Origin of the sequence: Aquihabitans sp. McL0605, from assembly GCF_049993875.1 — a bacterium.
Taxonomy (GTDB): Bacteria; Actinomycetota; Acidimicrobiia; order Acidimicrobiales; family Iamiaceae; genus Aquihabitans.
In genome coordinates this window covers 2,789,636-2,804,599 of sequence record NZ_CP188252.1, presented here as the reverse complement: position 1 = coordinate 2,804,599, position 14,964 = coordinate 2,789,636, and the positions used below count along the sequence as shown (strand labels likewise).

Below are 14,964 nucleotides of genomic sequence, written 5' to 3'. Positions count from 1 at the left end.
CCTTACGCCCTCGGACGACACCCTGCTCACAGCGGGTCCCGGACGCGAAAGGACCGGCCGCCCGCAGGTGCAGACGGCCGGTCCCAGACGGTGGATCAGACGGCGAGCAGGTCCCGTGCGCCCGTGTCCGAAGACGGGTGGCGCAGCTTGGACATGGCGCGAGCCTCGATCTGGCGGATGCGCTCGCGGGTGAGGTTGAAGTGCTCGCCCACCTCTTCCAGCGTGCGGGGCTCGCCCCGATCGAGGCCGAAGCGGAGCTTCAGGATCTCTCGCTCGCGCTCGTCGAGCGGCGACAGCAGGCGGGAGATCTCCTCGGGCAGCAGCGCGGTGGCGGCCACCTCGAAGGGCGACTCGGCCGAGCGGTCCTCGACCACATCGCCCAGCTCGGCGTCGCCGTCTTCACGAAGGGGCTCGGACAGCGAGAGGGGCTCGGCGGCGAAGCGCAGGGCCTCGGTGACCTTGTCCTCGGGCATCTCCACCTCGGCGGAGAGCTCGGCGAGGGTGGCCGGGCGGCCCATCTTCAGCTCCAGGCGGGCCCGAGCCTTCTGCAGGCGGGCCAGCGTGTCGCCCGCGTGGACGGGGAGGCGGATGGTGCGGCCGGTGTTGGCGATGCCGCGGGTGATGGCCTGGCGGATCCACCACGTGGCGTACGTGGAGAACTTGAAGCCCTTGCGCCAGTCGAACTTCTCGACGGCGTGCATCAGGCCGAGGTTGCCCTCCTGGATGAGGTCCAGCAGCGGCAGGCCGGAGGCCTGGTACTTCTTGGCAATCGACACGACGAGGCGCAGGTTGGACTGCACGAAGGTGCGCTCGGCGCGCTCGCCCTCGCGGGAGAGCCGGCGCAGCTCCCGCTTCCGGGCAGCCGTCAGCTCCTTGGTGGCGTTCTCCATCTCCTCGCGCGCCGTGTTGCCCGCTTCGATGGCCTGGGCCAAGCGGACCTCGTCGTCCTTGGTGAGCAAGGGGTACTGGCCGATGTCGGTGAGGTAAAGCCGGACGAGGTCTTCTTCGTCCCGCTCAACACGCTCTTTCGCCATCTTGCACCTTTTCTGTTGGAACTGAGGGCCCGGTCACCCCGACCGGAGGGGGTGGATCCGCCCCTCAGGAGGAGGAACGATCTACCCTGGGCATGAATCCGGGCTTCCCTTACGATACCGACCGGGTCAAGACCACCAAACATCCGGATTTCATGAGCGACGCCACCCCCGCCTCCACCCGTCCCATCGTGCCTGCTGAGTGGGGTCTTCTCGATGCTGAGGCGCAGCACGAGGCCTTTCCCGACACGTTCCCCATCCCCACCGTCGGCGAGCGCCAGGCGCTCCGGGCGGGCGACATGGTGAAGCTCGTGTTCGTGCTCGATCCGCCCCCCGCCTCGGGCCCCAACGCCGAGCGGATGTGGGTCGAGGTGCGCTCCACGCTCCCCGACAGCGCCTACGAGGGCTGGCTCACCAACCGCCCCAAGGTGATCACGTCGCTCGAGCCGTCGGCCGTCGTGGCCTTCGAGGCCCGCCACGTGGCCGGGATCGCGCTCCGCAAGGAAGACGTCACGTTCGACGTGAAGCTGCGCGCCGTCGTCAGCACCCGCGTGCGGGAGGTCCCCGGCCCGCCCGGATGGGCCGGGTTCGACACCCCGCTCGACGCCACCGACAGCGGGTGGAGCATCACCGCCGGCGACGAGGCCGAAGACTTCTTCGGCGACGGCGACGGCACGGGCACCGAGGCCATGGCCCTGGGCGAGCTGGTCCAGCGCTTCCCGGCGCTGGTCGAGGTGTTCCAGGCCGGCGTGGGCGAGTGGGTCTACCGACCCGACCACCGCCGCTACGTGCGCCTCAAGAACACCTAGCCGCTACGGCAGGCCGCCGGCTGCGTCCACTGCTTCGGTCCACGCCGGGTCGGGGTCGAAGCCGCCCACGCCGAAGGTCGACCGGAGCGCTGCGTTCAGGGTGGTGGCCGTCGGCCCGTCGGCCGGCCCCACCACCACGTCCTGGTGGGCGTGGTAGCCGAGGCGCAGGCCCCGCAGGACCGCCGCCAGGGCCCCGCGCCGCAGCTCGGTGCCCTCGGGCGCATCCAGGACGGTCAGGTCGTTGAACAGGTCCGCCACCGCATCGGACGAGGCGTTGATGAACGACTCGCGCGGGAACTCGCGCAGCTCGGGGAGGCGGCGGTGCCAGCCCTCGGCGCGGTCGGCGGCGTCGGACCGCTCCGCCCAGAACACAGCCGAGGCCGCGGGGTCGGGCTCGACCGCCAGCCAGTGCGTGAGCATCAGGCTCAGGCGCAGCTCGGCCCAGCACGCCCGGCCGACCCAGCCCGCGGCATCGAGGATCGGGAGACCAGGCGGGGTGATCACCGGGGCGTCGGAGAGGTCAGTCACGACCCGGAGGTTGGTCCGTGTCCGACTCGTCGTCAACATGCAGGAGGACGAACTCGGCTCCCACCGCCGCTGGATGGCTGCGCCCACCCAGCTCCGCGACCAGCACGGCCACCAGGATCAGGGCGGCGCCGACCACGCCCGAGAGCCCGAGGTGCTCGCCCACCAGCGCGCCCAGCACGCCCGCCGACACCGGCTCGAGGAGCAAGATGATCGCCGCCTGCGACTCCGGGACCACCCGCTGCGCCCACGACATGCACCAGAACGCGGCGGCCGTGGCCCCGACACCGCAGAACGCGGCTGCCGCCCACACGCCGGCGTCGAACGAGTAGCCGCCCGGCGCGAACTGGCCGGGGCCGAAGCAGCACGCGCCCACCGTGACCGCCTGCCACATGGTGAGGCGGATCGGGTCGTGGTGGCCGGACACCTCGCCGAGCACGACGATGTGGAGGGCGAAGAAGAACGCCCCGCCCACGGTGAGCAGCTCGCCCCGGCCGATGCCGTCGATCCCACCCGACAGCAGGAACAGCCCGGCGACGGCCAGCACCACGCCGATGACGACGTTGGTGGCCGGCGCGGTGCGGGTCCGGGCCACGCCGATGAGCGGGACGATCACGACGAGCAGGTAGGTGATGAACGCGGACGTGGCCGAGGTGGTGCTGCGCAGGCCCGCCGTCTGGAACAGGAACCCGGCGAGCAGCGTCAGCCCGGCCAGCACGCCGTGGCGCAGCTCGTCGGGCGTGGACGGCCGGCGCCGCGCCAGCGGCCACAGCACCGCGCCACCGATCAGGAACCGGGCGGCGAGGAACGGGAACACCGCGGCGCGCTCGATGGCGTCCTGCACCACCAGGAACGTCGACCCGAACAAGAACCCCGCCAGCGCCAGCGCGGCCGCCCCCCGGGCGCGCGAGGGCAGCACGGATGACTCCGGAGCGGGCATCACGACCGATCAGCTCGAACCTTCTGTGCGAACCGTTGCCCGGCAACGGCAGCCACAGGTGGTTCGACGGGGGTGGGGCGGAGCGGCCGGACTGGTCCTGCGGCTGGTACCGGGCGGGGCGGGATGGCGGGAGGAGTGAAGACGAGAACGGCTGCCGCTGGAGCCGAGCCCGGAGGGGTCGGGTTCAGCGGTAGCCGTTCGTGATGGGGAGGCGGCGGTCCTTGCCGAAGGCCTTGGCGGTGACCTTCACGCCGATGGGGCTCTGGCGCCGCTTGTACTCGGCGTTGTCGACCAGCCGGGTGACGCGGCGGACCGTGGCCTCGTCGTGGCCGCGGGCGATGAGCTCGCTCACGGTGCGGTCGTGCTCGATGTAGCCCTCGAGGATGGGGTCGAGCACGTCGTAGGGCGGCAGCGACTGGTCGTCGCGCTGGTCGGGCCGCAGCTCGGCCGACGGGGGCTTGGTGATGACGCCCTCGGGGATCACCGGCGAGGGGCCCTGGGTGTTGCGCCAGCGGCAGAGGTCGTACACCCGGGTCTTGTAGACGTCCTTCAGCAGCGAGTAGCCGCCGACCGTGTCGCCGTAGAGGGTGGCGTAGCCGACGGCCACCTCCGACTTGTTGCCGGTGGAGAGGACGATCCAGCCGAACTTGTTCGAGAGCGCCATGAGCGTCATGCCGCGGAGGCGGCTCTGCAGGTTCTCCTCGGTGAGGTCGGCGTCGCGGCCCTCGAACGACGGCGCCAGCATTTCGAGCAGCGCCGAGTGGCCCGGCTCGATGGCGATGGTGCGGAAGTCGGCCATGCCGAGGTTGCGGGCGAGCAGCTCGGCATCGCTCTTGGAGTGGTCGCTGGAGTAGCGCGACGGCATCGACACGCCGTGCACGTGGTCGGCCCCGATGGCGTCGACCGCGATGGCGGCGACGAGCGTGGAGTCGATGCCGCCCGACAGGCCGATCACCACATCGCTGAAGCCGTTCTTGACGAGGTAGTCGCGGGTGCCGAGGACGATGGCCCGGTACACCTCCTCGTCGGGATCGAGCGCGTCGGCGACGGGGGCCGGTGCGAGCGGGGCCTCGGTGCTGTTGCGGGCGGTCTCGCTGGCCTCGATCTCCTCGCCGCGGGTGGCCTCGATGGGCAGCAGCACGTCGGTCGGCCGACCCCGCGGGTCGAGCAGGCGCTTGCGGTAGACGGGCTCCACCTCGAGATCGACGATCAGCACGTCCTCGACGAACTGCGGCGACCGGGCGATGAGCGTGCCCTCGGCGTCGAACACCATCGACCCACCGTCGAACACCAGCTCGTCCTGCCCACCCACCTGGTTGACGTAGATCAGGGCGCAGGACGCATCGGCCGCCCGGGTGGCCATCATCCGCTCGCGGCGGGCGAGCTTTCCCTCGGCGTACGGCGACGAGTTGAGGTTGACGATCAGCTCGGCGCCGCTGTCGGCCTGGTCGAGGATGGGCCCGGCCGGGTTCCACGCGTCTTCGCAGATCGAGATGCCCACGCTGATCCCGCCCACCGACCACAGCTGGGCCGGCTCGGCCCCCCGGGCGAAGTAGCGGGCCTCGTCGAACACGGCGTAGTTGGGCAGCTCGCGCTTGTGGTACACCCCGACCACCTCGCCGTGGGCGCAGACGGCGGCGGCGTTCCAGAGGTCACGGCCGGCATCGACGAAGCCCACCACCGCCACGCAGCTGCGGGTCTCGGCGGCCACCTTCTCGAGGGCCGCCCGGTTGTCGGCGATGAAGCCCGGCTTCAGCAGCAGGTCCTCGGGCGGGTAGCCGGTGACCGCCAGCTCGGGGAAGACGGCCAGGTCGCACCCGGCCTCCTCGGCCGTGCGCAGCGCCTCGACGATGGCGTCCGTGTTGTGGTCGAGCGCGCCCACCCGCGTGTTGATCTGGCAGCTGGCGATCCGGAGGCGACCCATGGAGAAAGTGTGTCACGGCCCGGCCCCGCCCACGCCGGTCCGGGCCCAGACGCAGCTCTGGCGCAGGTCCACGTCGACCCTCCGACGGAGACCTGCGCCAGACGCCCATGTGGGTCCGATGCGGTGGGGGTCAGTTGCCCCGGCGCTGGCGCAGGCGCTCCCGGAGGCCGCCGCCCGTGCCGTCGGCGTTCACGATCTTGTCGACGGCCTTGTCGAGGTTGGCCTTGGCCTGGTCGGCCCGCTCCTGGGTGAGCTTGCCGTCCTTGACCGCCGCATCGAGGCGGGTGGTGAGCTCGCCCTTGATGGCCGCGTCGACCCCCGCGATGTCGACGCCCTTGTCCTTGGCCTGGGTGGCGATGGACTTGTGGTCCTTGAACCCGGCCTTCACGTCGGCGGGCGTGGAGCCCAGCGCCTTGGAGACGACGGCGAGCAGCTCGGTGCGGCGCTCGGTGCGCTTCTCCCTGCGGGCCTCCACGGCCGTCTTGGCTTCGGCCTTGGTGGTGGAGGCCACCTTGTCGGCCTGGGCCTGGGTGAGGGTGCCGTCGGCGACGAGCTTGGCCAGCGCCCGGGCCAGCGGCCCGTCGTGGGCTGCCTTCTGGCCGGTGCTGGTGGTGACGGCGGCCGGTGCGTCCTGCGCCCCTGCCACCCCGAGGGGGTTGATGGCGGCGACGGTGAAGCCACCGACGGTGACCGCTGCGGCCATGCCGACAGCTGCGAGCTTCTTGCCCATGAGGTTCTCCTGCGATTCCGGCCCCACCTGCGGGGCCTCGTGGAACCCACTCTGGACCCCAGGTGTGAAGGATTCGTGAGCCGTTCGCGATCGTTCCGAATCGGCGGGGATCAGGCCGGTCCGCCCACCTCAGGGTGGTCCTTGCGCACCTTCGGCGGCGCCTTGACGAGCCACGAGTCGGTGATGAGCTCGGTCAGCTCGTCGGCGTCGACCGCCTCCAGGTGCACCAGGACCGACGGATGGCCGTCGTAGTGCGGGGTGGTGAAGAACTTCTGCGGGTCCGACGCGAGCAGCGCGTCCTTGTCGCCGAGATCGCCGACGAACACCAGCAGACCGCCTTCGGCATCGGTGCGGATCCGCAGGAACAGCTTGTCCTTCACCCGAAACCCGGGCGTGCCGTACGACGGCTTCTCGATCACCTCGGGGAGGGACAGCGCGATGCGCCGGACATCGTCCTCGGTCGCCATGGCGATCACGGTACGACGATCCTCCGGTTCCCGCAGACCGGCCGCCCGCGCGTACGTAGGCTCCGGCCATGGAGCTGATCTCGCTCGCCCTCGCCGGCGGCCCGGCCCAGGTGCTCACCCAGGACCGGCCCGTGCTCGACGGACCGCACGGCGTCATGGGGCTCGACGTCGGCAGCCGCACGATCGACGGCCACCACTGGACCGTGGTGCAGCTCCTCCTCGACGACGACCACCCGCTGTTCGACCGCACGCTCCTCGACGCGCCCATCGTCGCCGAGGTCCGCACCCACGGGCACCGCGACGGCGGCCCGGTGGCGCTGGCGCTCGAGCCGTTCGACCACGACGGGTTCCGTCGGCAGCTGGCGCTCGAGCACGCCGCCGGCGAGTCGACCACCCGCGGCGTGCTGGTGCGGACGGGCGGCGAGCTGCCCCCGGCGTACGTGCGCCTGGCGTTCCTGCCCATCGAGCTGGCCGCCACCGCCGGCGCCGATCTCCTGGTCCGCCGCACCACGGTGGCCGAGCTGGTGGCCGGAGTCGAGGAGGCCTACGCCAAGGCCGCGATCACCGACGACGAGCGCCGGGCCCTGCTGATCTCGATCGAGCAGCGCCACCCGACCCCGAGCGCGTGAACCCACTGGCCGCCGACAGGACCGGCCGACCAGACTCCCGCCCCGTGCTGATCCGACCCACCGACGACGGCGACGCCGAGGTGGTGCTCCGCCTCCGCCTCGCCTTCATCGCCGAGTTCCGTGAGATCGAAGTCGCCGAACTGACGTCGGCGTTCGTCGACGCCACGCGCGCCTACCTGGCCGACGTGACCGCCCGCGACCGCCTCCGGTCGTGGGTGGCCGAGGCCGACGGCGAGCCCGTGGGGCTGGTGAGCGTGCTCACCCAGGACGCGCCGCCGCTCCCCGAGGAGCTCCGGGCCCACGAGGGCTACATCGTGAACATGTACGTGGCGCCGAGCGCCCGGAAGCAGGGCATCGCCCGCCAGCTGCTCGCCGCCACCACCGGTGCGGCGCGGGCCGAGGGCTGGCGACGCCTCTACCTGTACGCCACCGATGCCGGCCGCCCCTTGTACGAGCACACCGGGTTCGCCCCTGACGACCGCTGGATGGACCTCCGCCTGCCCTGACCTGCGCCAGCGCGCCGCTCACCTACGTGTCGAGCGGGAAGACCTCGCCGGCCGGGAAGCGGGCCATGGAGCGGTAGCGACGGGCGGCGATCCGCCAGGTCCCGTCGACCTTCCGGTACGTGTCGCGGTACAGGCCGAACGCCTCGCTGCGCTCGCCCTCCGCGGGGTCGTGGCGCAGCTCGCACATGAACACGCGGGCGGTGGCGGCCGATCGGTCATCACCGGGCCAGAGCTCGATGTGGGCGTTGAGGATCACGAACTCGAAGAAGTCGAACCGCTCGATCGCCGCCGCCACGAACGAGGTGAGCGCCTCCGGGCCGACGTGCTCCATCGGCGGCCTGGTCACCAGGTCGAGCGTCACCACCGCGTCAGGGAGGAACAGCGCCGCCACCGCCGGCCAGTCGCGCCGCGTGACCCCGTCGGCGTACGCCTGCTGGAGCCGCGTGACCGCGACGTGGTCGATCGTCTCCGCCATCCGGTCGGGATCGATCGGTTCGGGTGCGCCAGCCATGTGCCGCAGCCTGCCCCATCGCTGGGCCGCGCGCGCCACGCCGTGACGACGGGCGCCCGCGGCGACCGCGGCGCCCCCTGATCGTCGGGAAGGCAGGCCGCGAGGGGTCTGCCAAGATGTCGAGGTGAGCACGGGAGGGGGCGCCGACCAGCCGGCGACCAGCTCGCCCGCCGCCCTCGGGTCCTCGGTCTACGACGTGCTCCGGCCCGGCCCGCGCAACCGCGGCATGGCCCAGCTGCGAAGCGCGCTGCGCTCGGCGGTCCAGCTGGTGTGGGCGGCCGCCCGGAGCCTGCTGATCCTCGTCCTGGCCCTGCAGGTGGTGATGTCGCTCCTGCTGTTCGTCCAGGTGTTCCTCGCGCGCGCCGTGCTCGACGAGCTGCTCGCATCGGAGTCGTCCGGGCACCCCACCGGCCCCCTGGTGGGGCTGCTGGTGGCGATGGGCATCGTCATCAGCCTGTACGCAGTGGTCCTGGCCTGCACGCCGGAGCTGCAGCGCCTGCTGACCCAGCGAGTCGCCGGCCACGCCATGCGCACCCTGCTCGGAGCCTCGTCCGGGGTCGACTACGCCGCGTTCGACGATGCCACCTTCGAGGACGCGCTGCTCCGGGCGCGGATCAGCTCGCAGAACCGGCCCTCCCAGGTGGTCAACGGCCTGATCACGCTGGTCCAGGCGGTCCTCACCGCCGGGGCCATGGTCCTGAGCATGATCGTGCTGACGCCCCAGATCCTTCCGGTCCTGATCCTCGGTCACCTGGCGGCGCCGTGGCTGGCGCGCCGCAACGCCGACGAGATCCACCAGGCCGAAGCCGACCTCACGGCCATCGACCGGGAGCGCTACTCCATCGAGGAGCTGATGACCGTGCGGGCCGGCGCCAAGGAGGTCCGGTCGTACCGGCTGCAGCGGTTCCTCCTCGAGCGCCACGAGCGGCTCTGGACGATCCGGATCGACCGCAGCGACGAGGTCGCCAAGGCCCGCGGGCGCCGGCTCGCGGTCGGCGGCGTGCTCTCCGGGGCCGCGTTCATGGCGGCCGTGGGGGTCCTCATCTGGCTGGTGCTCTCCAAGCGCGTCGAAGCGGCCTCGGCGGCGACGATCGCCGTGCTGATCCCGGCGCTCGCCGGACGGCTTCGGTCGGTGGGCACCGGGGCGGCGAGCCTCTACGAGTGCGCGCTGTTCACCGGTGACCTCGACCGGTTCATCGAGGTCGCCGGCGGCTCCGCATCGAACGCCGCCTCCCGCGACGGCGAGCCCGAGCCCCTCCGGGAGCTGCGGGTCGAGGGCCTCGACTTCCAGTACCCGGGCACGGACCGCCTGGCTCTGCACGGCGTCTCGGCGGAGATGGCGCGCGGCCAGGTGGTGGCGCTGGTCGGTGAGAACGGGTCGGGCAAGACCACGCTCGCCCTCCTCCTGGCTGGGCTCTACCAGCAGACAGACGGGGAGATCCGCTGGAACGGCGTCGCCTACGACCACCTCCGGACCGACCTGCTCGCCGCTCGCATCGCCGTGGTCAACCAGGACTTCGTGCGGTTCGAGATGTCGGCCGCCATGAACATCGCCCTCGGTCGCCACGAGTGGGTCGGGGACATGGACCGGGTCCGAGCGGCGGCCAAGCTGGCCGGCGCCGACGCCTTCATCGAGGACCTCCCGCTCGGCTACGACACGCTGCTGACCCGCAAGTTCGAGGGCGGCAGCCAGCTCTCCGGCGGGCAGTGGCAGCGGATCGCCCTGGCCCGTGCGCTGTTCGCCGAGCCCGACCTGCTCATCCTCGACGAGCCCAGCGCCGCGCTCGACCCGCGGGCCGAGTTCGAGCTCTACCAGCGGGTGCGCTCGCTCGCCGAGGACCGGACGATCCTGCTCATCTCGCACCGCCTGGCGAGCTGCCGGTCGGCCGACCGCATCTACGTGCTCGAAGAAGGCCGCGTCACCGAGGAGGGCACCCACGACGAGCTGATCGCCAACGGCGGGCTCTACGACGAGCTGTACCGGCTCCAGGTGTCGTCGTTCGCGGCCGACGCGACCTGATCGGTGCCGCCGCGGCTCGTGCCAGACTCCGCCCTGTGACCGACGACGGCGTGCTGATCGGTCGACGGGTCGCGATCGTGGGGTGCGGCGGTGCCGGGCGCCTTCACGCCGAGGCCCTCACCCGGGCTGGGCTGGCACCAGCCGTCCTCATCGACCCGCACGCCGGTCGTCGGTCCGACCTCGCCCGCTCGTTCCCGGACGCCGCCCTCGGAGCCGAGGTGGGCCCCGCCCTCGATGCCTTCGATGCGGCCGTGGTCGCGGTGCCCGACGAGCTGCACGCGCCCCTCGCCATCGAGCTCCTCGCCGCGGGGAAGGACGTCCTCGTCGACAAGCCCATCGCCGGCACCCGAGCCGAGGCGGAGGCCATGGCGGCGGCTGCGGCCGCGGCCGGGCGCGCCCTGGCCGTCGGCCACGTGCGCCGCCACCTGCCGGTGCTCGGGTCGACGGCCGCCCTCCTCCGATCCGGATCGCTCGGCAAGGTGCTGCGCGTCGACGCCGCGCACGGCGGTCGGGACGACTGGATCGCGACCAGCTCGGGGTACGTCGTCGGTGCGGCCGGCGGCGTCATCGCCAACCAGGGCGCCCACACCATCGATGTGCTGGCGTGGTGGTTCGGGCCGCTCGAGGTGGTCTCGTGCGTCGACGACGGCCACGGCGGCCAGGAGGCCGACGCCACCATCGAGCTCCTGGCGGGCGACGTCCCCCTGCACCTCCAGCTGAGCCGGATCCGGTCGTTGCGCAACACGATCCGGGTCCACACCGAGCGCGGTCTCGTCGAGGTGGCCCTCGACCACTACCAGCCGGCGCAGGTGGTCAGCCTCCCTGATGGGGTCGATCCCGCACTGCTCCACGACGACCCCCTCGACCTGCCGGACCAGTTCGACCGCCAGCTCGTGGCCTGGTCCGAGGCGCTCGACGGCAGGTGGCCACCGACGCTCGCCACCCCCGCCCAGGGGATCGTGGTGGCCGCACTGATCGAAGCGTGCCATCGGGTCCGGACCACCGACGAGCCGTGGTGGATGACCTCGGCAGCCCGCTCGTGACCCGCGTCGCGGTGCTGGGCGGCACCGGTGCCATCGGGGGCCGGTTCGTCGAGGTCGTCGCGGGTCAGGACCGCGCCGAGGTCGAGGTCCTGGTCCACCGCTGGTGGCACACCGCCCGGGTCCTGCGCTACGCCGTCGGGCTGCACGACGCACCACCCCTCGACGACGGCACCGAGCCCGAGGCCTTCGCGGCGGTCCTCGCCGGTTGCGACGCGGCGGTCAGCTTCGTCGACGGCCCCGGCGTCCGCGCCTCGACCGCCGCCGCCCTCGTCATCGGCTGCGCTCGGGCCGGGGTGCCCCGCCTGGTCCACCTGGGCGCGCTCCGGCCCTCCGATGCCGGCGGCCCGGTCGCGGCGCGGCCCGACGAGGCGGGCGCACGGCGCGAGGCGTTCGAGCAGGCCCTCGTGGCCGCCGGCGCCGAAGCAGGGGTGGAGGTCACGGTCGTGGCCGCCCCGCTGGTCTACGGGCCCTTCACCCGGGAAGGGGCCATCCACCTTCGAGATCAGGTCGAACGGGGTCGGGTGGCGGTGGCCCGCGGCAGCGGGCCGTGCCACCTCATCTACGTCGACGATGTGGTGGAGGCCGTGTGGGCCGCCGCCAGCGGTCCGCCGCGGAGCTCGGGGCGGATCCCCGTCTCCGGTCCGGGGCCCATCACGTGGGTCGAGCTCTTCGAAGCGTTCGGACAGGTCGTCGGCCGACCGGCGGTGGCCGTGCTGCCTGACGACGAGCTCGACGCGCTGGCCGCCATCGAGAGCGGCGCTCGAGCCGAGGTGCGCTGGCCGGCGCGGCCCGGCACGGCCCACCGGCTGCTCCGCGCCGTCGACCGACGGACCCTGCGCCGCGCCGCTCCTCTGCCGGCGCGGCGACGGCTGGTCGTGCCCAGCGCGGCGGAGCTCGCGCCGCGGCGGGCGCACCTCGACGTGCCGCTCGGTCGAGCCGCCGCCGAGCTGGGCTGGGCTCCCGTGGTCGGCTTCGACGAGGGGATGCGCCGCACCGAGGCCTACCTGCGCTGGGCCGATCCCCGCTAGCTAGCGGACCTGCGCCACGGCCCGGCGGACCCGCAGCACCGAGCGCGCGCCGCCCACGAGCCCCTGGCCGGCCGCGTGCCCCGCCCACGTCCGACCCACGCCCGCGACCGGCCCGGGGAGCGACCACAGCGCCTCGACCGCGCCTCGACGCGTCCGGTCGAGCGCGGCGCGTGCGGACGAGACCGCCGGGTCGTCCAGGACGTCGGCCACCACATCGAGCCGCTCGCGCAGGACGCCGCTCAAGCCGAGCGATCGAGCACGAGATGCGAAGCGCGCGGGGCCAGCGTTCGGGTCGACCCCGAGCTCGGGCTGCGCCACCTCCAGCCGGCGCGCCAGCGCCACGACCTCGACGATCCAACCGGGCCCGAGGTCGTCCGGGGCGTTCCACAGCCGCTCGACCAAGGCGTCCGCCGGGTGGAGCAGGTGCACCCGCGCCGACCCGACCGTGGTGCTCAGCGCGGCCCCCCGCAGCTGCTCGTCGGCGACCTGGGAACCGATGCCGCGCAGCAGCTGCCAGCGGATCGACACCCAGTTGCCGGCGGCGTCGGTCGCCTGCCAGCGCCCCACCAGACCGGCTCGGGTCCACGCGAGCAGGCGGGGGGTCAGGTGATCGACGGGCCAGCCGGTGCTCGCCAACGCCGACCGGACACCGGCCACGGCCTCGGCGTGGAGGGCGAGCTCGATGCGGTGCCAGGGCCGAGCGCCCCACGCGCCATCGAACGCGGGGACCAGCGCGGTGGGCGGGAGCAGGAGCGGCGGTCCCGCCACCGTGCCGAGCCGGTCGACCAGCGGGCGCACGGCCGACCACAGGACCTGGTTGCCGGCCCAGGTCTGACGCTGGACGCCCCGCACCCGGCCGTCGATGGCGTCGCCGGCGTGGAGCTCGGGCAGGTTCCGGGCCACGAGGCCGAGCAGCGCGGTGGCCCCGTCCTCGAGGTCCTCGAAGTCGACGGCCGCGAGCCACGACCGCCACGCCTCCGCCGCCTGATCCCGCGGCAGGAGCGCGGCCGCCAGGAGCAGCCGCATGGTCGACGACACCGCGGCGACGGGAGTCGCCGAGTCCTCACCGCGGGCGGAGGCGGGCATGGTGGGCACGCACGACCTGCAGGAGCTCGGCGTTGCGCGCCGACTGGTCCTGGCGGCCGAGGTTCGACGCGTGGATGCGGCGGTGGAGGACGAGGGCGTCCACGAACGCGAACGCCAGCTGCTCGTGGCGCGCACGGGACATCCAATCGATGGCCGACCCGGTGCGCAGGTCTTCGTCGAGGGGGCCGACCCGCTCGAAGGCGTCGGCCCGGACGACGGCGGCGGCCAGGACCTCGGCCCGGAACGGGCGCTCGTGGAGGCGGATGCCGGAGGCGTCGGCGTCGGAGAGGTCGGGCGAGAGGAAGTTCTGGGTGGCGCCCACGACGATGTCAGCCGGGTCACCCACGGCGAGGCGGTCGAGGCGGTCGAGGCGGTCGCCCAGCGAGGTGGCGCTCCAGAGATCGTCGGCGTCGAGGAACGCGAGCAGCGAGGAGCGGGCGGCGGCCACGCCCCGGTTGACCGCCGCGGCGTAGCCCGAGGGCGGCTGCACGATGACCCGAGCCGTCGGCGCGCACGCCGCCGCCACCGCACCCGAACCATCGGTGGAGCCGTCGTCCACGACGATCACCTCCGCGGGCAGCACCGACTGGCCCGCCACCGACGCGAGCGCCTCGGGCAGGTAGCGGGCGCCATCGCGCACGGCCACGATCACCGTGACGTCGACGGTCACGCCGCCTCGATCGCGGCAGCCACGGCCTCGGCCACGCCGTCGACATCGGTGCCGAGCAGCAGCCGGTACGACGGCACGGTGCGCACGACCCGTGTCATCTCCTGCAGGGCGCGGCCACCCAGGCCACCGCCCTCACGGATCGATCCGGGCACGAGGGTGCGCAGCACCTCGGTGCGGGGCAGCTCCTCCACCCGCGTCTCGCGCCGGCCGGTGACCTGGGGGAGCAGCAGGACGCGGGCCGGCGCCCGCTTGACGGCGCCCGCTGGTTCCGTGAGGAGCGGGCCGCCGTCGGGGCCGGGCCCCAGCCCCAGCCGGCGGGCCGCGTCGGGCTCCAGCTTCGAACGCCCGTAGACGGCGTGGACCATCGGTCCTCCTGCGGCGTCGAGGTCGACGATGCAGGCGTCGTCGCAGAGGAAGGCGAACCCGGCCAGCACGCACGTCATGGCCGTGGTCGACTTGCCCGACCCGCTGCTGCCGGCGATGAGCGCCGCGCCCCGCTCGGTGGCGACGCACGACGAGTGCATCATCGACAGGCCGAGATCGGTGGCCCACCATCCGATGAACGTGCGGAACGGCGCCCGGTCGGTCCAGGGCGGCACCGCGTTCGGGCTCGAGGCGTGGACCAGGCCCCGCGCCTGGCGACCGTCGTAGAGGTGCAGCAGCCCCTCGGACTGCTGGTAGGTGACCCGCACGTCCCCGGTGGTGTGGCCGCGGACGCGATCGCGGTGCAGCAGGTTCTCGTCGATCCAGGGGAGCTCGGGCAGGCCCACGCCGGCGGTAGCCGTGTCCCAGCAGCCGATGGTCAGCGCGGGCGGTGCCTCCCCACCGACGGTCGGTCCGAGCTCGGACGAGAGGGTGGCAGCGCGGTAGCGCGCGGCGATCTCGGGAGACCGGAAGCGGATCGAAACCTCCCGGTCGGCGATGCCGAGGCGGCGCACCTCGACGGGCGCGTCGGCGCACGCGTGCTCGAACGCCTCGAAGCTGCGGCCGACGAACTCGTCGACCTGCTCCGGGGGTGGTGCGGGTGGGAGACGCTGGCGCACGG

General features: G+C 73.2%; 16 protein-coding genes. 6 read left to right on the top strand and 10 right to left on the bottom strand.

Going from position 1 to position 14,964, the window contains the following annotated elements; genetic code table 11:
• Positions 1–95 precede the first annotated feature (95 nt).
• Positions 96–1,034, bottom strand: coding sequence for a sigma-70 family RNA polymerase sigma factor (locus tag ACPPVX_RS13075; RefSeq protein WP_426570997.1), 939 nt, complete (start codon positions 1,032–1,034; stop codon positions 96–98).
• Positions 1,035–1,186: 152 nt separating this feature from the next.
• Here ACPPVX_RS13075 and ACPPVX_RS13070 point away from each other — a divergent pair, with 152 nt between their 5' ends.
• A complete protein-coding gene (locus ACPPVX_RS13070; RefSeq protein ID WP_426570996.1) occupies positions 1,187–1,840 on the top strand; it encodes an immunity protein Imm33 domain-containing protein in 654 nt (217 codons plus the stop codon).
• A gap of 3 nt (positions 1,841–1,843) precedes the next feature.
• On the opposite strand, the gene ACPPVX_RS13065 is transcribed toward ACPPVX_RS13070, so the two are convergent.
• From ACPPVX_RS13065 to ACPPVX_RS13045, 5 genes are all read right to left on the bottom strand, one after another.
• Positions 1,844–2,368: a hypothetical protein gene (locus tag ACPPVX_RS13065; protein WP_426570995.1), complete on the bottom strand. Its 525-nt coding sequence runs from the start codon at positions 2,366–2,368 to the stop codon at positions 1,844–1,846.
• Entirely contained in the window at positions 2,361–3,284 is a 924-nt protein-coding gene (locus ACPPVX_RS13060; protein ID WP_426570994.1) for a DMT family transporter, read from the bottom strand. Before ACPPVX_RS13060 ends, ACPPVX_RS13065 begins: the two co-directional genes overlap by 8 nt.
• A gap of 205 nt (positions 3,285–3,489) precedes the next feature.
• Positions 3,490–5,229: an NAD+ synthase gene (locus ACPPVX_RS13055; RefSeq protein WP_426570993.1), complete on the bottom strand. Its 1,740-nt coding sequence runs from the start codon at positions 5,227–5,229 to the stop codon at positions 3,490–3,492.
• Positions 5,230–5,359: 130 nt separating this feature from the next.
• The gene (locus tag ACPPVX_RS13050; RefSeq protein ID WP_426570992.1) at positions 5,360–5,959 is read right to left on the bottom strand and encodes a hypothetical protein; all 600 of its coding nucleotides are present in this window, start codon (positions 5,957–5,959) and stop codon (positions 5,360–5,362) included.
• Between the two features lie 110 nt (positions 5,960–6,069).
• Positions 6,070–6,426: an MmcQ/YjbR family DNA-binding protein gene (locus ACPPVX_RS13045; protein WP_426570991.1), complete on the bottom strand. Its 357-nt coding sequence runs from the start codon at positions 6,424–6,426 to the stop codon at positions 6,070–6,072.
• Between the two features lie 68 nt (positions 6,427–6,494).
• Between ACPPVX_RS13045 and ACPPVX_RS13040 the strand changes: the two genes are divergently transcribed.
• Both ACPPVX_RS13040 and ACPPVX_RS13035 read left to right on the top strand, forming a co-directional pair.
• Positions 6,495–7,055: a hypothetical protein gene (locus ACPPVX_RS13040; RefSeq protein WP_426570990.1), complete on the top strand. Its 561-nt coding sequence runs from the start codon at positions 6,495–6,497 to the stop codon at positions 7,053–7,055.
• 44 nt (positions 7,056–7,099) lie between these two features.
• Positions 7,100–7,561: an N-acetyltransferase family protein gene (locus ACPPVX_RS13035; protein WP_426570989.1), complete on the top strand. Its 462-nt coding sequence runs from the start codon at positions 7,100–7,102 to the stop codon at positions 7,559–7,561.
• A 22-nt stretch (positions 7,562–7,583) separates the two neighbouring features.
• Here the strand turns inward: ACPPVX_RS13035 and ACPPVX_RS13030 are convergent, their stop codons facing one another.
• A complete protein-coding gene (locus ACPPVX_RS13030) occupies positions 7,584–8,072 on the bottom strand; it encodes a nuclear transport factor 2 family protein (RefSeq protein ID WP_426570988.1) in 489 nt (162 codons plus the stop codon).
• A gap of 124 nt (positions 8,073–8,196) precedes the next feature.
• On the opposite strand from ACPPVX_RS13030, the gene ACPPVX_RS13025 reads away from it, so the two are divergent.
• From ACPPVX_RS13025 to ACPPVX_RS13015, 3 genes are read left to right on the top strand one after another with little or no spacing between them, the layout of a single operon-like run.
• Positions 8,197–10,092, top strand: a complete 1,896-nt coding sequence (locus tag ACPPVX_RS13025) for an ABC transporter ATP-binding protein (RefSeq protein ID WP_426570987.1) — start codon at positions 8,197–8,199, stop codon at positions 10,090–10,092.
• 35 nt (positions 10,093–10,127) lie between these two features.
• The gene (locus ACPPVX_RS13020; protein ID WP_426570986.1) at positions 10,128–11,135 is read left to right on the top strand and encodes a Gfo/Idh/MocA family protein; all 1,008 of its coding nucleotides are present in this window, start codon (positions 10,128–10,130) and stop codon (positions 11,133–11,135) included.
• On the top strand, positions 11,108–12,163 hold the full coding sequence (locus ACPPVX_RS13015; protein ID WP_426570985.1) for an NAD-dependent epimerase/dehydratase family protein: 1,056 nt from the start codon (positions 11,108–11,110) through the stop codon (positions 12,161–12,163). The genes ACPPVX_RS13020 and ACPPVX_RS13015 overlap by 28 nt, the downstream gene beginning before the upstream one ends.
• Here ACPPVX_RS13015 and ACPPVX_RS13010 read toward each other — a convergent pair whose 3' ends face one another.
• The 3 genes from ACPPVX_RS13010 to ACPPVX_RS13000 are packed head-to-tail and all read right to left on the bottom strand — an operon-like array spanning position 12,164 to position 14,962.
• The gene (locus ACPPVX_RS13010; protein ID WP_426570984.1) at positions 12,164–13,258 is read right to left on the bottom strand and encodes a hypothetical protein; all 1,095 of its coding nucleotides are present in this window, start codon (positions 13,256–13,258) and stop codon (positions 12,164–12,166) included. It abuts the gene before it with no gap.
• Positions 13,227–13,919, bottom strand: a complete 693-nt coding sequence (locus ACPPVX_RS13005; protein WP_426570983.1) for a glycosyltransferase family 2 protein — start codon at positions 13,917–13,919, stop codon at positions 13,227–13,229. The genes ACPPVX_RS13010 and ACPPVX_RS13005 overlap by 32 nt, the downstream gene beginning before the upstream one ends.
• A complete protein-coding gene (locus tag ACPPVX_RS13000) occupies positions 13,916–14,962 on the bottom strand; it encodes a hypothetical protein (RefSeq protein WP_426570982.1) in 1,047 nt (348 codons plus the stop codon). The genes ACPPVX_RS13005 and ACPPVX_RS13000 overlap by 4 nt, the downstream gene beginning before the upstream one ends.
• Positions 14,963–14,964: the final 2 nt, after the last annotated feature.